This window comes from Gemmatimonadota bacterium, assembly GCA_026705765.1.
GTDB lineage: Bacteria > Latescibacterota > UBA2968 > UBA2968 > UBA2968 > VXRD01.
The window spans coordinates 1-14,594 of the sequence record JAPPAB010000125.1; the positions used below are offsets into that span (position 1 = coordinate 1).

Sequence of the window (14,594 nt, forward strand, 5' to 3'; positions counted from 1 at the left end):
GCCGATAGCCATGGCGGGGATAGCCGTGTATGGGTGGGGATACCTGGATGGGAAGTGTTTTTTGCATGATGTGCCTCGAAATCTGTGCCATCTGAGTGTGAGCGAAAAATCTATTCTATATATCCGGCAGCAGGTACCTTATTTAGTGCTGTGCGAACATAGTCGGCCATGGTCTGCACGCTATCAAACAATTCCACGCGCAAATCTTCATCTGGCACCTCAATGCCAAATTCTTCTTCCAGACCCACAATAATCTCAATCGTCGCCATTGAATTAATTCCCAGACCACCGCCAAAAAGCTCGTCTTCATCGTCAATTTCGTCCGCATCAACTTCAAGAGACAACGTGCGAATAATCACCTGTTTGACCCGATGTTCAATAGACATAACCCCTCCTATGCGATAGTTGATGTATCATCCTTTGAAAAATATTGAATCACAGTTTCCACAAGACGCTGTTGACCCGTCTCTGAAAGAATCTCAATCGCAGGCACACAAAACGAATCTTGTAGTTTTTTGAGGTGACGATCAATTTGAGATTGTGCCATCTTTTTGGGCGTGATCATACTGCGCCCATACGCTGTTCGGATGTGTTTTTCGTGGTCGCCCATCGCCAGCAAGATAGTCGGTGCTTTGCACACCGCACGTATGCCATCTATGGTATCTCGGATATACTCTTCGGCATCAATGCTGTTGACCACCAGAATGCAGGCATCTGGTTTTACCCCCAGCAAAAACGCCAGCGAAGACAAGCAATGTGTACTGTGTTCCTGGACATGATAGGGAATAGTCCCCGACTGAGAACCTGTCAAAATAATGTCAGGTTGTGTGCGCTGGCAAATCTCGCGCATTTTGTAATCCAGATACGGTATGTAATGTTGAAATGGTAGTTTGAGCGGCGAAGCGTAGCCCATTGGGAAAGCAGCATCCATGCCGAATAACCGAGAATGGTGCTCAGTGCCGATCTGCCCGACTTTATAGCCCTTTTGGATGAGCCTGCGCCTGAGCGCGAGTTGCAAAGTGAACTTGCCCTGTTGAGAACTCGTCCCCATCACTGAAAGTACAGGCACATCCACAGGTGGGAGCGCGTTGAAATTTTGAATTGCCTGTGCAAGTTCTTCTCTGTGAACGTGAGGATAGGCAAGGCGCAGTCCCTTTTTGTCCGCTAACTCATACAGATCGCCGTAAACGGTTGGATCAAGTGCCTGAAAACTGAACACATGGCATCCCTCATCAAGAGCCAATTGCACATATTCCCTGAGCAAATCGCGCTTGCGGATACGAGATAGTTGATCCACATAGCCGAGAATGAGCGTATCGGCATCTGCTATTGCGCGACGAATATTCGGACTGATCCGCAAATTTGCCTGCGGTTCCCCAATCACCTTGCCTGCATCTTTGCCTACCATACCTTTGCCAATGGGATCGGCGACCCCGACAATCTCAAACGCAAGCAAATCGCGATAGCGCACCAGGCTGTGCATCTCTTTGTTATATGGATACAACACGGCTTTTTTGATATAGGAATAATCTTCTTGAAAGTCTTTTCGGTATGATTGATGGCCAAATTTAGACTTATTTTCATTTCGAGGAATTTCATTTAATGCTTTTTCTTGTAGTAATAACCGAATATCTTGAACAGAATATTGTGGATGCTGTTCCAACAGGTGTGCCACAATGCCTGTGATATGGGGTGCAGCAAAGCTGTTTCCTCCCGTCATAATATATTTTTCGTTTAACCAGCACACGCGCTGTTCATCACCTCGCGCCACACATTCAATGCGCTGATCCTTGCGGTAATAAAATCCATCTACTTCATGGATCGCACCACCAGTCACACCAATCACTTCGGGAAATACCGCAGGATAACTCTCACGTCCGTCATTGCTCTCAGCAGCTACGAGAATCACGTCAGCACCAACCGCTTTACGACACACTTTCTGAAGAGCTTTCTTAAACGTCACATCCGTCGTGCCCAGGCTCAAATTCACCACATCTATCTCATTGTCAATACACCACTGAATCGCCGCAATCAATGCTCGTCCATCCGCCATCAAGGATGCATCAAAAATCCGAACGCTATACAACATCGCATCAGGAGCCTTCTTCCTGATAATCCCAGCACACGCCGTGCCATGTCCTGTGCAATCAGCGTGATCATCCAAAAACACAGTCTCACCATCTTTACCAATCTGAATATGAACACCACCCGCAACATCACCCACACCTGTATGCGATGTGTCTATGCCGCTATCGACAATGGCAATCCGGATTTGAGAGGGATTTTCTTTACGCATGACATTCTCTAATTAATGATGATAAATCCATGATCTTGCATTCTACATCAATGATTTCTTTCTTTTTCCAATCAACCAACACGCGCAATGTATCATCAGACTTTCTCGGCTTCCAGCGATATTCAAAGACACTTATGCCATTCATTTTAACAGCATCATACCCATAACTGCGTTTGTTATAGAGTGTGCGAATATAATCATGGCGCGCAAAATAGGGTTGTGCATCTACATGCTTCACAATAGCTGGCAGATAATTTTCCATCAAAAGATTGGTGCCTGGTATTGCACGAAATCCATATCGTTTGTAAAGTGGAATCCCTTTTCGATTGAACGACCAGGTCGTAATTTCAATCCGTTTACAATCAGATCCACAGGCGGTTCTCAAACACGCATCCCCCAGTGCCAGTCCAAAAGTTCCGCGTCTCTGAAAGTCGGGATGGGTTTCTACATGAGAAAAAATGAGCACATCTGGCTCGGATTTCTTTTGAGTTATTTTCATGGATGAAATGATCCGGTGATTTCGCTTGAGTAAATAGATGACCGAGTGCTCTAAGCTGCTCAAATCTTCAATGATTTCTTCACAAGTAGGGAGGCATTCAGAGTTTGGCTGTCTTTGAAAAGCATTGGAAGACAAGGACCAATGGTGTGTCTGAATATCTCTCAGAAAGGTAGCATAGTGATGTAAATCGTTTTCGCTTAAGGACTGAATGTGATACATCGTTATTCTCTTTCAAAAATGAAAAAATCACTTGCCGACGATATAGCCGCCATACAGAAATCCAAGAAGAGGTGTGATAGTGACATTAATATTTGCAGAGCTATGAAAAGCCATACATAATAGAAGGCTGCGCTTAGATTCGTAGAGATAGGTTAAAAAATAAGCAAGCACTGTCAATGTGATCAAGTGCAACAAAAATAAGTCCCAATAACCCTCTATGATATAAGGCCATAAACGCTTATGTCGAAAAACAAAGATTGAAATACTAATGACATAAGCCTTAAATTTTCCATATTTTGTCCTGATCGTTCCGTAAAGCAGACCTCTGTAAAGAAGCTCTTCTTCAATTGGTGCTAATATAACCCCTCCAATAAAAAGGTATAGATACTGAAATACAAAGTCTGGCGGTTGGGCACCGAGGCCTTCCCAAAAATTAAGGGGTAAATAATACGCTGTTAGACCTATACCTGCATATATCCAGAAGAAGAATACGCGTTTAGGGGGAATAGCATAAGACACCATTTTCTTTAACTCAAACCGTCCGAATTGAACCAAAACAAAAAGCACTAAGAGAAGATGCATCCCTTGCATAAGGGCATTCACGAAACCCCTTGGTGGCGATACAAGTCTCCACACAATCATACCTTCTAGGATAATTAAACAAGACCAGATCAAACCTTTTGCCAAAGGCACCTGAAGTGCTGGCGGCCAGTTCTCTTGTATAGATTCCGTTTTGGGAGATTCTTCAATTGATGGTCCTAAAGCCATAGATAATTCCAATTCAGTTTAATCCGGTTTGTTGCTCAACATCTTAAATTTTTCGTCTGTCAATAGAAATTCGAAAGCAGGTTCTTTGTGAATTCCTTTTTTCTTATCAGGATCCCACTGGAGTGCTCTTTTTAAGCTTGAAAGAGTCTGTTCTTTATTTTTCATTGCCCCATATACTCGAGCACGGTTATACCAGGTATTACCATCTTTGGGGTCCAGTTCAATTGATCGATCCAGTGCAATGATCGCTTCGGGTAATCTGCCTAATTCAAGAAACACAACCCCTCTGTTGTTCCAGGCATCAGAATATTCGGTGTCAAGTTCTAATGCGCGGTCAAATGAAAGAAGTGCTTTTTCCAATTCGTCCATTTCTACCAAAACAGTACCTCGATTATTCCATAAGATAGATGCTTGAGGTAATATTTGAAGTGCCTGGTCATAAACTTCAAGCGCGTCTTGATTTTTTTTTTGGTCGCTATAAATCAAGCCCAGGATATTCCAGGCAAACTTATTTTCGGGATTTAATTCAACTGTCTGGTGATAGGCATTCAAAGCTTCTTCAACGGCACCAATCTTTAAAAACTTATTTCCCTTTTTTGACAAAATTTGAGCTTGCCCACGAGATTTATAAGGTTCTAAAATAAAACTCGCAAAATAATAGAAAGCAACGGCATGTACAAGGGGAAGGCACAGCATCAAAAACTTTTTCATTACAGCATTCTCTCATCTATCTGGACAGGGATAAGGGCATCTGGGATAAAATACTTGATTCATTAATTCACGTCAACGCACTGAGAAGTTAAAATGTATCTACAAGAGCCTTCGGGGGCTGAAAAAACTGCTCACGGCTTTCAGATCGGGCAAAACCTGTGAACGATTATGCTTTTCACCATGCGCTGATCGTCAAAATTTAACGTTATCCTCCCAGATTAATGAACAAGTTTTCTGCCATACTGATCATACTCTACCTCACCAGGCATAGGAAACGGAGAGGGCTGAGGGACGGCGTTACCCCCCTCAGAATCGACGGGGAGAGGAATAGCTATATCAATTCCCGAACCACCGGCCCCTGTAAGACTGATCCTTAGACTATCTACATCTGTGCTGTCAGGACCTTCTCCATCTGCAATCCATACTGGTGAATTTATAGAAAAGGTAATGCGACCCGTAGAGTCCTGACTGGTCGTTGAAATCCCCCTCTCTGTCAATTCCACACCCGTACTGTCTGTAGCAGTAGAATCTGCCTGGGCCTGTTCATCTTCCTCACCAGAATAGGCAAGAACGTTTTCCAAACTGCCCATCCGCTGAGGTTTATACAACTTTACGATTTTCATTGTGTTTCTCCTTTCAAAGAAATAAATACTACAGCCCCCGAAGGCTACGTTCACGTCATATACTCGCCGTTTTCTCATATAAACGGGCATAAACCCCGTCTTGCATGGCTAACCACTCGTGCGTTCCCTGCTCTGCGATCTGTCCCTCATCCAAGACCACAATCTCATCTGCATTTTGGATGGTTGCAAGTCTGTGTGCGATGATGATGGTGGTTCTTCCTTTTCGCACGATTTTCAATGCCTCCTGGATGTGATATTCAGATTCCATATCCAGGGCGGCAGTAGGTTCATCCAGAATGAGAATGGGCGTGTCCATCAACAGCACGCGCGATAGAGCAATGCGCTGTTTCTGTCCTTCTGACATCTGTGCTCCTTGCTCGCCGACCAGTGTTTCATATCCTTCGGGCAATGACGCAATAAAGTCGTGGATGTACGCAGCCTGTGTCGCATTCTGAACATCTCGCAAGGGTATGTCGTGCCCAAAAGTCAAATTGTCTAAAATACTACCTTGAAACAAGGTACTGCCCTGCATAGCAAATCCCACCTGCTGACGGATAGATTTCAAGCGATAATTTCGAATATCGTACCCATCAATAGACACATACCCCTCTTGCGGATCGTAAAATCTCGGGATCAATTTGGCAAGTGTGGATTTGCCAGATCCACTCTTGCCGACCAGAGCAATGGTAGCTTGCGCAGGGATATGCAGATTGATGTGGCGCAAAACGGGTTGATCTTCCTGGTATGCAAAACTCACATTATGAAAACCGATCTCACCTCTCACCTTTGGCAAGATAGGCATATCGGGACGATCCTGGATTTCAGGTTTTAAATCATAGACCTCAAAAAAACGATTGATGCGAACCAGTGCCATTTCAACCTGTCCCACAAGGCCGATGAGATTGCCAATTGGACCGTAGAGATAGCCCACATAACCGGAAAAAGCCATGTAACTGCCCAGCGAGAGATTGCCCGATAGAACTTGCGTCCAGCCATACCATCCATACGCCAAAGTGCCCGCTGTTTTCACCAACGTTCCCACAAACCCAAATCCCCCACTTAAATGCGTTGACCGGATTCGCAATTTTGCAACATTGAGAAAGATGTCTCTGAGCTTGTGATAAAATGCGGCTTCCAGTCCCAATGCCTGTACAGTGCGAATGCCCGAAAGCGATTCGTAGGACTTGGCCGATAATTCGGCAGAGGCTTCGGTCAATTTTTTTGAAACTCTGCTGAGATATTTTTTTGACACGATAATCAATACAGTATCAAAAGGCAGTACTACCAAGCTGAGTAAAGCCAGTTTCCAGTTGATGTAGAGCAAAATAGGTGGAAAAATAAGTAACTGGAGGGTGTTCATAATCAGGCTGTTCACCATTCCAATGGTACTGCCAATAGATCTGTCCATATCCCTGAATCGAGACAGGATTTCCCCTGTCTGCCGGTTGTCAAAAAAGCTGAAGTCCTGCGATTGCACATGGGAGTAAAATCGGGATTTGAAATCTAGACCCATGTTGACACCCACATAACGCGCAAAATAAGTGCTCAACAGTCCAGTAAACCCCAACCCTATCGAGAGTACAGCACCCAAAATCAGAATAAAGGTCAGGAGAGTGTAGTCTTTGTGCGGATACACATCATCAATCAGAACTTTAGTGATATACGGTCCTGGGATTCGCAAGAACATGACCATGATGCCCACGAGGAGGGACTGGAAGATAAACCGCCAGTAAGGACGGAGCATTTTGATGATTTTGAATATTTGGCGCATCGAATTATTTAGTTCCCGGTCTGTACGGTTTCAAGAGGTTCTTCCAACCGATAAATCTCTGGACGACCGATTTTGCCCACGGTTTTCAGAAACTTCTTCCACAGCAAGTCAACAATGGGACCGCGCTCTGTCACGATTTTGGCTTCCACACCCATGCCATAAGCAAGCGGACATTCTTTCTCACCATCGGATAAATGCGGATCTATCACACTGATCTTCACCGCATAAACAGTACTTATACCGCCCGGCACCAGACCGGCACCCAAAGGTGTGATGGGCTCGGGTTTTCTCGGCACATCTGTCACCCTGCCCTCAAAAATCTTGTATTCCATGTGCGGAAAAGCATTCACATATATTCGCACCTTATGTCCCTCTTTCACCTTTGGGATATCCACTTCTTGAATCATCACCTCAGCTTGCCAACTGTGCAATTCGGCCAATTCAATCACGGCTTCACCCGCCTCAATGCGATCTCCTTCGCGTTTGTCCAAATCACGCGTCAACACGGTTCCAGAAACAGGCGCGTAGATCTTCATCTGTTCCAAACGCGTTTCGACAAGGCGATAGCTGACCTGTAATTTTTCATACGTTTGTTTTAGCATCTCGTGTTCCTGCTTGCGATTGTCCAGAGCGACCAACCGTCGTTTTACCCGTTCAATTTCTACTTTTGCGCCCTCTACCCGCGTCTGGTGTACCCGAATGGGAATCAACGTATCAACAGGAGGTCGCATACTCCCATCTTCGCGATAAGGCGCGTATTTGCGATGGATCTGGTATTCTTGCCTAACCTGTTCCAATTGCAACTTTGCGGTCTCATATTCCACTTCAGCCTGCACAATCTCTGTTTCCAAAACAGCGCGCTCGCGTTGCAATCCTGATACCAGAGCCACACGCCGACTTTGATTTATCCCCAGTTCATGTTCGAGTTGCTCCAATTCCGTGCGTAAATCGGTATCATCCAAAGTCAGCATCAAATCACCCTGTGCAATCTCTTGCCCGTGTTGCACATGAACCGTTTGAATCAAGCCAAATCGCTGTGCTTTCACTTCATAACGCGCAGTAGGCTGCAAGCGACCTTGCCCTGCAACCGTGATTTCCATACCCAGATGCCATCCCAAAAGACAGATAAACGCGACCATGCTTCCCACAACGCACAAAATGGTGAGCAAGAAATAGCGCACAAACCGGAAGCCAATCCCCGAAGTTGGGAGGGCTTCTCGCGCCTCTGTGTTTTCAATAGGCACATCTTTTTGCGAATAGCCATTGAATTTTATAACCTGTTCACTATGTGCCATAACTCGTTCAGCCCACTGTTAAAATGAAATTCGATCAGACAAATGAACATTCAACTCAGACATCTTCCTAAAACCCCTGAATTTCTCCACGCATAAATTATTTGCGGTACTGGGTGGGAGAAATGCCATGTATCCTCTTGAAGTCCTCAGAGAAACGATTTGATCCACGATACCCACATAGGGGTGCAATTTCATACATAAACAGCGATGATCCCGTTAAAAAGTGCTCTGCCTGCGCTATTCTGACCTCCCTCAGTCTTTCACGGAAGGTCTTGTCAAAATATTTTTTGAACAGCGCGTGACCCTGCGATAGAGAGATCTTAAAATGGTTCGTGAGGTCTTCAAATTTCAGGTCTGAATTTCTGTAATGCTCCTCCAAAAATGATTCCAACTTCTCTTGCGAAACCTTCTCCCGGCCAGTGTTCAATGGCCGTTGAAAGGATCTGGGCAGTGAACGGGATGCTTCACTGGTCCGCGATACCTTGTATCTCACTTCATTTAGCAGGATACAGGTTTTTACCTCTGCCAAAAATTTGTCCTTCACAATCGGTTTATCCAATACGCTCACAGCACCTGCTGTGAGTATTTCTTTCGTTACTTCCATGGGCACAACGCTTCCCATGATCAGGATGTTTGTCTGAATTTTCTCTGCTGCAACGCGCTCCAAAAGTGCGATCCCGTCAAGGCCCGCTATATCTTTTTCAGCAACAGCCAGATCAATCTTCTCTCGTCTCAAAATTTTAAGCCCTTCTTTTCCATTTTCCGCCGTACTTATGTCATAAGGTTCATCGCCCAGAAATCCTGCAAGGGTCGATAGAATGCTGAGATCGTGATCTATAATCAGTATTTTCTGTTTGTTCATATTTTTTTCCTGTGCGATAAAACGCTGTCTAAATATTTGAGGCCCAGAACATGATACTCCACACGATTCAATACAGCTTTTTCACTGCTTAAACAGATACATGCAACATGTGTGCCAATGTGGATTTTTAAAATGATAATTTCTACAAAGTATTATTTTTATTCCATATAGAAGTTGTCATGGAGTAAAAGTCAGGCTGAATGTTGAATTAAGAGGTGAAAATATTGTTCAATTTTCTCTTTTTGCATTGAACATTAAATTCACATTGACAATCGCGCTTCAGGTCGCTACCTTAGTTTAACCTTCTCAAGTTATCAGCTTGAGATATTTGCCGCCGCTGACAGTTGACTTGTCCTGGTCTTGTCAGCGGCTTTTTTATAATACTACTGTCACGCCTGTAATCTCAACTCAAAAAGATTCCGCGTATCTCTGATTCCTTCCGAATATCTCTTATTTTTTCATTTTTTTCAGAATTGGTGCATTTTTATCAAAAAAACTGTGAATGGGATATCAAGTTTTCCCATCCACAGTTCGCAAGCACTGGATCGCGACCAATCGCGTCGATTTATCGACAAAAAAAGAGCGAGTCAAAAAGGACTCGCTCTTTCCCATTACAGCGTCTTCATCAAAACAGACACTCACTTTGAGCCAATCACATCCTTTCTCTCCCATTCCTCACCCCCCAAAAATTCCATCATCTCAGGAAAAATGTCTTGTTCTGTCTTTTCCACCGCGGGCTTTAACGCGCCAAAACGCACATCAACCCCTCTGTTCTGAAGGGCTGGAATATGCGTGTTGCGTGATATGGCACTCAATGGATTATTCCGTACATCAACCACATCTCCAGTACCCAATCCCCTGTTTGCAACCAAAGGCAAAAGGTCCGAGATGCTATTGTTGTAAAGATACAGCCTTGTCAGGTTAGTCAAACCAGATAGTCCAGACACATCACTGATACTATTGGCGTAAAGCCACAGCCTTGTCAAGTTGATCAAACCAGATAGTCCAGACACATCACTGATACGGTTGCCAGAAAGAGACAGTTCTTCCAGATCGGTCAAGCCTGACAGCACGAACACATCACTGATACTGTTGGTGTAAAGATACAGCCTTATCAGGCTGGTCAAACCTGATAGCGCGGACACATCACGGATGCTATTGCTAGAAATATCCAGCTCTTCCAGACTGGTCAAACCTGATAGCGCAGACACATCACTGATACGGTTGGTGGCAAGATCCAGGCTTTTCAGGTTGGTCAAGCCTGACAGCACGGACACATCCACGATGTCGTTGGAGGAAAGATATAGCTGTGTCAGATTGGTCAAGCCTGACACCGCAGACACATCACTGATACGGTTGGTGGCAAGATCCAGGCTTTTCAGGTTGGTCAAGCCTGACAGCACGGACACATCCACGATGTCGTTGGAGGAAAGATATAGCTGTGTCAGATTGGTCAAGCCTGACACCGCAGACACATCACTGATACGGTTGGTGGCAAGATCCAGGCTTTTCAGGTTGGTCAAGCCTGACACCGCAGACACATCACTGATACTATTGGTGCGTAGCCATAGAATTTCCAGACTGGTCAAGCCAGATAGCACCGACACATCCGCGATGTCGTTGGAGGAAAGATACAGTTGTGTCAGGTTGGTCAAGTCAGACAGCACGGATACATCACGGATGCGGTTGCCAGAAAGAGACAGCCATTCCAGTTCGGTCAAGCCTGACAGCACAGATACATCACGGATACGGTTGGAGGTAAGATACAGACTTTTCAGACCGGTCAAACCCGAGAGGGAAGAGAGATCGGATATTTTGTTGCTGTTGACCCACCTATCCCCCACCCTCTCTGTACCAAGATCCAAACTCGTCAGACCAATCGCAAACTCAAGTCCAGTCAAGTCACTGATATTCTCATTCGGCGCCCTAAGGTGTGTCAAAACTGCCATATCATCTCTGGTAATCGTCGCACCGCTCGCCTTGCCCAGACTATCCTCAATAACAGCGCGCAAATTCGCATCCGAAATAGCAACCATCGCTGTACCGCCAGGCTTATATACCTCTTTACCAAAGCTACTGCTAAAAAGTAGAAAATCGGAAAATCCAATTTCGCCATCGCTATCCAGATCATATCTGGCATCATAACGCCCATCGCCCTGACGTGCTCCAAACTGACCTGCAAACGCCAAAAAGTCAGGAAATTCAACCCGACCATCGCCATCAAAGTCCGGGGTAACATCTTGATCACCCGCCGTACTATTCTGTGCCGAAAGAGACAGCGGATGCATCAAAAGCGCGAGTGTTGATAGAATGAACAAAATCTGTTTACGCATCAAGTCCTCGCATATTTACAATACCATCTCCACCGCCTCAACAAGTGCCTCTGTAGTAATCCCAAAATGTGCCCAGGTCGCTTCGAGACCTTCTGACGGTGCAATCCTCGGATCTGTAATCCCCACATGCGCGTGGGCAATGCTGCACGAAGACCCTACCAACCCTGCAAACCCGCGCAAACCCGTCTCTGGCGTCCCAATCTTTCCATCTTCAATCGTCACCACACCCTCGTAATTCCTCAGCACATCATTCAACGCCCCATCGGGCAGCGGCAATCCATTCACCACATACACATCCGTCGGATTCCCACGCGCGAGCAAAACCTCGGCAGCCTCCGCACCCAAAAAAGCCGGCGCGCCAAAAGCCAGAATCGCATGCCTTGCCCCATCGTATTTGCGAAAAGCCGTAATCGGCTCCCACGCCTCCTCCGGATTCCACAGAGAACCCGACCCATCCTGCTTTTGCAACACGGGCAAACCCGAATCGCGCGGCACCCCAATAATATGCCCGCCGTAATGCGCCGCCATATCCTTCACCGCCAAAAACGCCACGCGCGCATCTGCCGGTGCGTAAAACCGGTGCAAATAGGGCAAATACGTCAACCCCACATTAATCCAATCAAGCCCCCAACCCGAAAAGTGATCGCGCCCCGTACACGCACCCACATGAGAGAGATGAAACACCACATTAATACCCTCATTCACCCCATTCAAATTGCGCTGATACTGCCACATATCAAACCCTTCGCGCGCTATCCCCTCAAAAAACGCGGCAAAAGTCGAAACCACATTGAGCTGCGGCTCGTGCGAACTCATCGCCAGACCATTGGCAATAAGCGTCGCGGCTTGCTCTTCAATACTCATCTCAAACTGGTGATCGTCTGACAAATGCGCCCGAGCAGCCGCCAATTTTGTCGAAGGATCCAAATCGCAACTCACCACAAACACGCGATCGGGATGCGCCTCTGCCACCAGAGCATAAGCCGCGGCTGCACCATCGCGCGGACTCGCCTTCTCAGTCGGCAAATCAGCCGCTGCTGCCTTACCCGCGGGAATCTCCAAATTCGCACTACCGGGTGCTGGCCTCGCCCTCGTAACAACCGTGCGCGACCCATTCTGCCGGAGCATTGCAAGCGCCTCCGCCTGTTCAGCCGTCGCCTCAAACATCGCCCCGCCGAGAACCTCTGCCTCAACGCGCCCCTGCATACTCCCATCGTGATGATTCTCTCCACCCGGCAAATCATTCACCAAAAACAAACACTCCAACATCGGCTCTGTATCCCGAAAACTCATCAGCGACCCCGGAATCCACACCTGCTTATCCATCGGCACATCGTGTTGCGCGGCAAACGCCTCCACCGCCCCGGTCACCCCATAGCGCGCGCCAAAAGTCTTCAGCGTCACATCCTCCCCGGAAAATCCCGTGGGATAAATCAGACTCGGCTTACCCGTCTGCGCGAGACTATACCCCTCCCTATAAGCCTGATAAAGCGCGACATTATCGTGAAGCGACGCAACCTCCAGCACCTCCACGCCCATCGCAGAAATAGCACTACGCGGATCCACATCCATAATACTCGCCGTACTACCCGACAACTGAATGCCATTGCGGTGCATCACATAAGTAATCGGCGCCCCGTGTACACTCGCCCCATTAAAACCATTGAGACCCTGACCCGAAATCCACCCCGCATCCCCGCAATGAGCAATCACCCACGCATCGTCACACAATGCCTTCTTGCCCAACGCCAGACCCACAGCCACAGGAATCATCACCCCCAAACGCCCGCCATTGAGCTGTGTTCCCCCCGGCAACCATGCCACATGTCCGGGAAAATCCAGCCCGCGCCGAAACCGCTCGACAACGCCCTCTGCCGCCACAAAACCAAACGCCGCCAACGCCGAATAATACCCGACACTCGTATGCGCGTGCTCAATCGTATAAGTACGCGTATCGTAATCCGCCACAGACAGCGTCATCAACAACCCCGGGATCAACTCCAATCCCCCGCCCAGATGGTCCAACTCCCCGATCTCTGCCAACGACGCCAGCGCCCGAATCGCCGTGCGCGCGCCCTCAATCTGCAACGCCGTCAACGCCCGGTCTTCTGCTTCCCCAAGCGACTCGGTCGTCGCAATATCAATATGCAACCCCAGAACATCGGACGCGATCTCATCCCCGAGAAATTGCGTATCCTTCAACAGCGCATCATTGCGCTCCCCTTGCCTTTCTGCCAACGCCTTCATATTCGACATAATCTCTCCCCAGCCAGTGATAAACAAGTCGTCATACGGGTAACAATCTTAAAATAAACGTACACCCCGCAACAATCCAGAAAAATCCCATACACAAAATTCTGGCATCCATCCCCTGTCTATGTTATGTTTCACACCCCTACAGAAAATCTCACTTCCACCCAAGGAGCCCAAAATGCCAAAAACCATGATCGCCGCGCAAATGTACACCGTGCGCGACTTCACCAAAACCATCTCAGACATCGCCGAATCCGTCAAAAAAGTAAAAACCATGGGTTACGACGCCATGCAAGTCTCCGGCTTTGGACCCATTGACCCCGCAGAACTCAAACAAATAGCCGACGACAACGACATTGAAATCTGCGCCACACACACTGGCTTTGACCGCATGCGCGACGACACACAAGCCGTCATAGACGAGCACCTCCTCTGGAACTGCAAATACCCCGCCATCGGCAGCCTGCCCCAGTCGTATCGGGAAGACGGCGAAGCCGGATATATCCGCTTTGCCAAAGACGCCTCCGAAGTCGGTCACAAACTCGCCGACGCGGGCTTGACCTTTGCATATCACAACCACAACTTTGAATTTCAAAAATTCGGCAACCGCACCGCCCTTGAAATCATCCTGCAAGAAACAGACCCCAAAGTAGTACAACTCGAAATCGACGTGTACTGGGTACAGGCAGGAGGAGGCGACCCCGCCGAATGGATCCGCAAAGCCAACACCCGCATAGACCTCGTCCACGTCAAAGACATGGCCATTGAAGGCCGCGAAACCCGCTTTGCCGAAGTCGGCGAAGGCAACCTCAACTGGCCCGCCATCTTTGAAGCCGGGCGCGAATCCGGCACGCGCTGGTACATCGTCGAACAGGACCGCTGCTACGACCGCGACCCCTTCGACAGCCTCAAAATCAGCTACGACAACCTCCGAGCCATGGGCCTATCATAATCCTTTCACCCC

Annotated in this window: 12 protein-coding genes; 1 reads left to right on the forward strand and 11 read right to left on the reverse strand. The window is 47.4% G+C overall.

Annotated elements, in window-relative coordinates; genetic code table 11:
* Nucleotides 1–110: 110 nt before the first annotated feature.
* The 11 genes from OXH16_16725 to OXH16_16775 form a co-directional block, all read right to left on the reverse strand.
* Complete coding sequence (locus OXH16_16725; GenBank protein ID MCY3683043.1) at nucleotides 111–386, reverse strand: acyl carrier protein; 276 nt, start codon at nucleotides 384–386, stop codon at nucleotides 111–113.
* An 8-nt stretch (nucleotides 387–394) separates the two neighbouring features.
* Nucleotides 395–2,296, reverse strand: coding sequence for a S8 family serine peptidase (locus OXH16_16730; protein MCY3683044.1), 1,902 nt, complete (start codon nucleotides 2,294–2,296; stop codon nucleotides 395–397).
* The gene (locus tag OXH16_16735; protein ID MCY3683045.1) at nucleotides 2,289–3,014 is read right to left on the reverse strand and encodes a GNAT family N-acetyltransferase; all 726 of its coding nucleotides are present in this window, start codon (nucleotides 3,012–3,014) and stop codon (nucleotides 2,289–2,291) included. Before OXH16_16735 ends, OXH16_16730 begins: the two co-directional genes overlap by 8 nt.
* A 27-nt stretch (nucleotides 3,015–3,041) precedes the next feature.
* Nucleotides 3,042–3,782 (reverse strand): CPBP family intramembrane metalloprotease, encoded by a 741-nt coding sequence (locus OXH16_16740; GenBank protein ID MCY3683046.1) that lies wholly within the window; start codon nucleotides 3,780–3,782, stop codon nucleotides 3,042–3,044.
* Nucleotides 3,783–3,800: 18 nt separating this feature from the next.
* Nucleotides 3,801–4,493 (reverse strand): tetratricopeptide repeat protein, encoded by a 693-nt coding sequence (locus tag OXH16_16745; GenBank protein ID MCY3683047.1) that lies wholly within the window; start codon nucleotides 4,491–4,493, stop codon nucleotides 3,801–3,803.
* Between the two features lie 218 nt (nucleotides 4,494–4,711).
* On the reverse strand, nucleotides 4,712–5,116 hold the full coding sequence (locus OXH16_16750) for a hypothetical protein (GenBank protein ID MCY3683048.1): 405 nt from the start codon (nucleotides 5,114–5,116) through the stop codon (nucleotides 4,712–4,714).
* Nucleotides 5,117–5,171: 55 nt separating this feature from the next.
* Nucleotides 5,172–6,887: a peptidase domain-containing ABC transporter gene (locus OXH16_16755; GenBank protein ID MCY3683049.1), complete on the reverse strand. Its 1,716-nt coding sequence runs from the start codon at nucleotides 6,885–6,887 to the stop codon at nucleotides 5,172–5,174.
* 8 nt (nucleotides 6,888–6,895) lie between these two features.
* Nucleotides 6,896–8,182: an HlyD family efflux transporter periplasmic adaptor subunit gene (locus tag OXH16_16760; protein ID MCY3683050.1), complete on the reverse strand. Its 1,287-nt coding sequence runs from the start codon at nucleotides 8,180–8,182 to the stop codon at nucleotides 6,896–6,898.
* A gap of 97 nt (nucleotides 8,183–8,279) precedes the next feature.
* Nucleotides 8,280–9,044 carry a DNA-binding response regulator gene (locus OXH16_16765; GenBank protein ID MCY3683051.1) on the reverse strand — a complete coding sequence of 255 codons (765 nt, stop codon included), beginning with the start codon at nucleotides 9,042–9,044 and terminating at the stop codon, nucleotides 8,280–8,282.
* Between the two features lie 638 nt (nucleotides 9,045–9,682).
* On the reverse strand, nucleotides 9,683–11,377 hold the full coding sequence (locus OXH16_16770) for a leucine-rich repeat domain-containing protein (protein MCY3683052.1): 1,695 nt from the start codon (nucleotides 11,375–11,377) through the stop codon (nucleotides 9,683–9,685).
* A gap of 15 nt (nucleotides 11,378–11,392) precedes the next feature.
* A complete protein-coding gene (locus OXH16_16775; GenBank protein MCY3683053.1) occupies nucleotides 11,393–13,633 on the reverse strand; it encodes a thiamine pyrophosphate-dependent enzyme in 2,241 nt (746 codons plus the stop codon).
* A gap of 175 nt (nucleotides 13,634–13,808) precedes the next feature.
* Here OXH16_16775 and OXH16_16780 point away from each other — a divergent pair, with 175 nt between their 5' ends.
* Nucleotides 13,809–14,582 carry a sugar phosphate isomerase/epimerase gene (locus OXH16_16780; protein MCY3683054.1) on the forward strand — a complete coding sequence of 258 codons (774 nt, stop codon included), beginning with the start codon at nucleotides 13,809–13,811 and terminating at the stop codon, nucleotides 14,580–14,582.
* Nucleotides 14,583–14,594 lie beyond the last annotated feature (12 nt).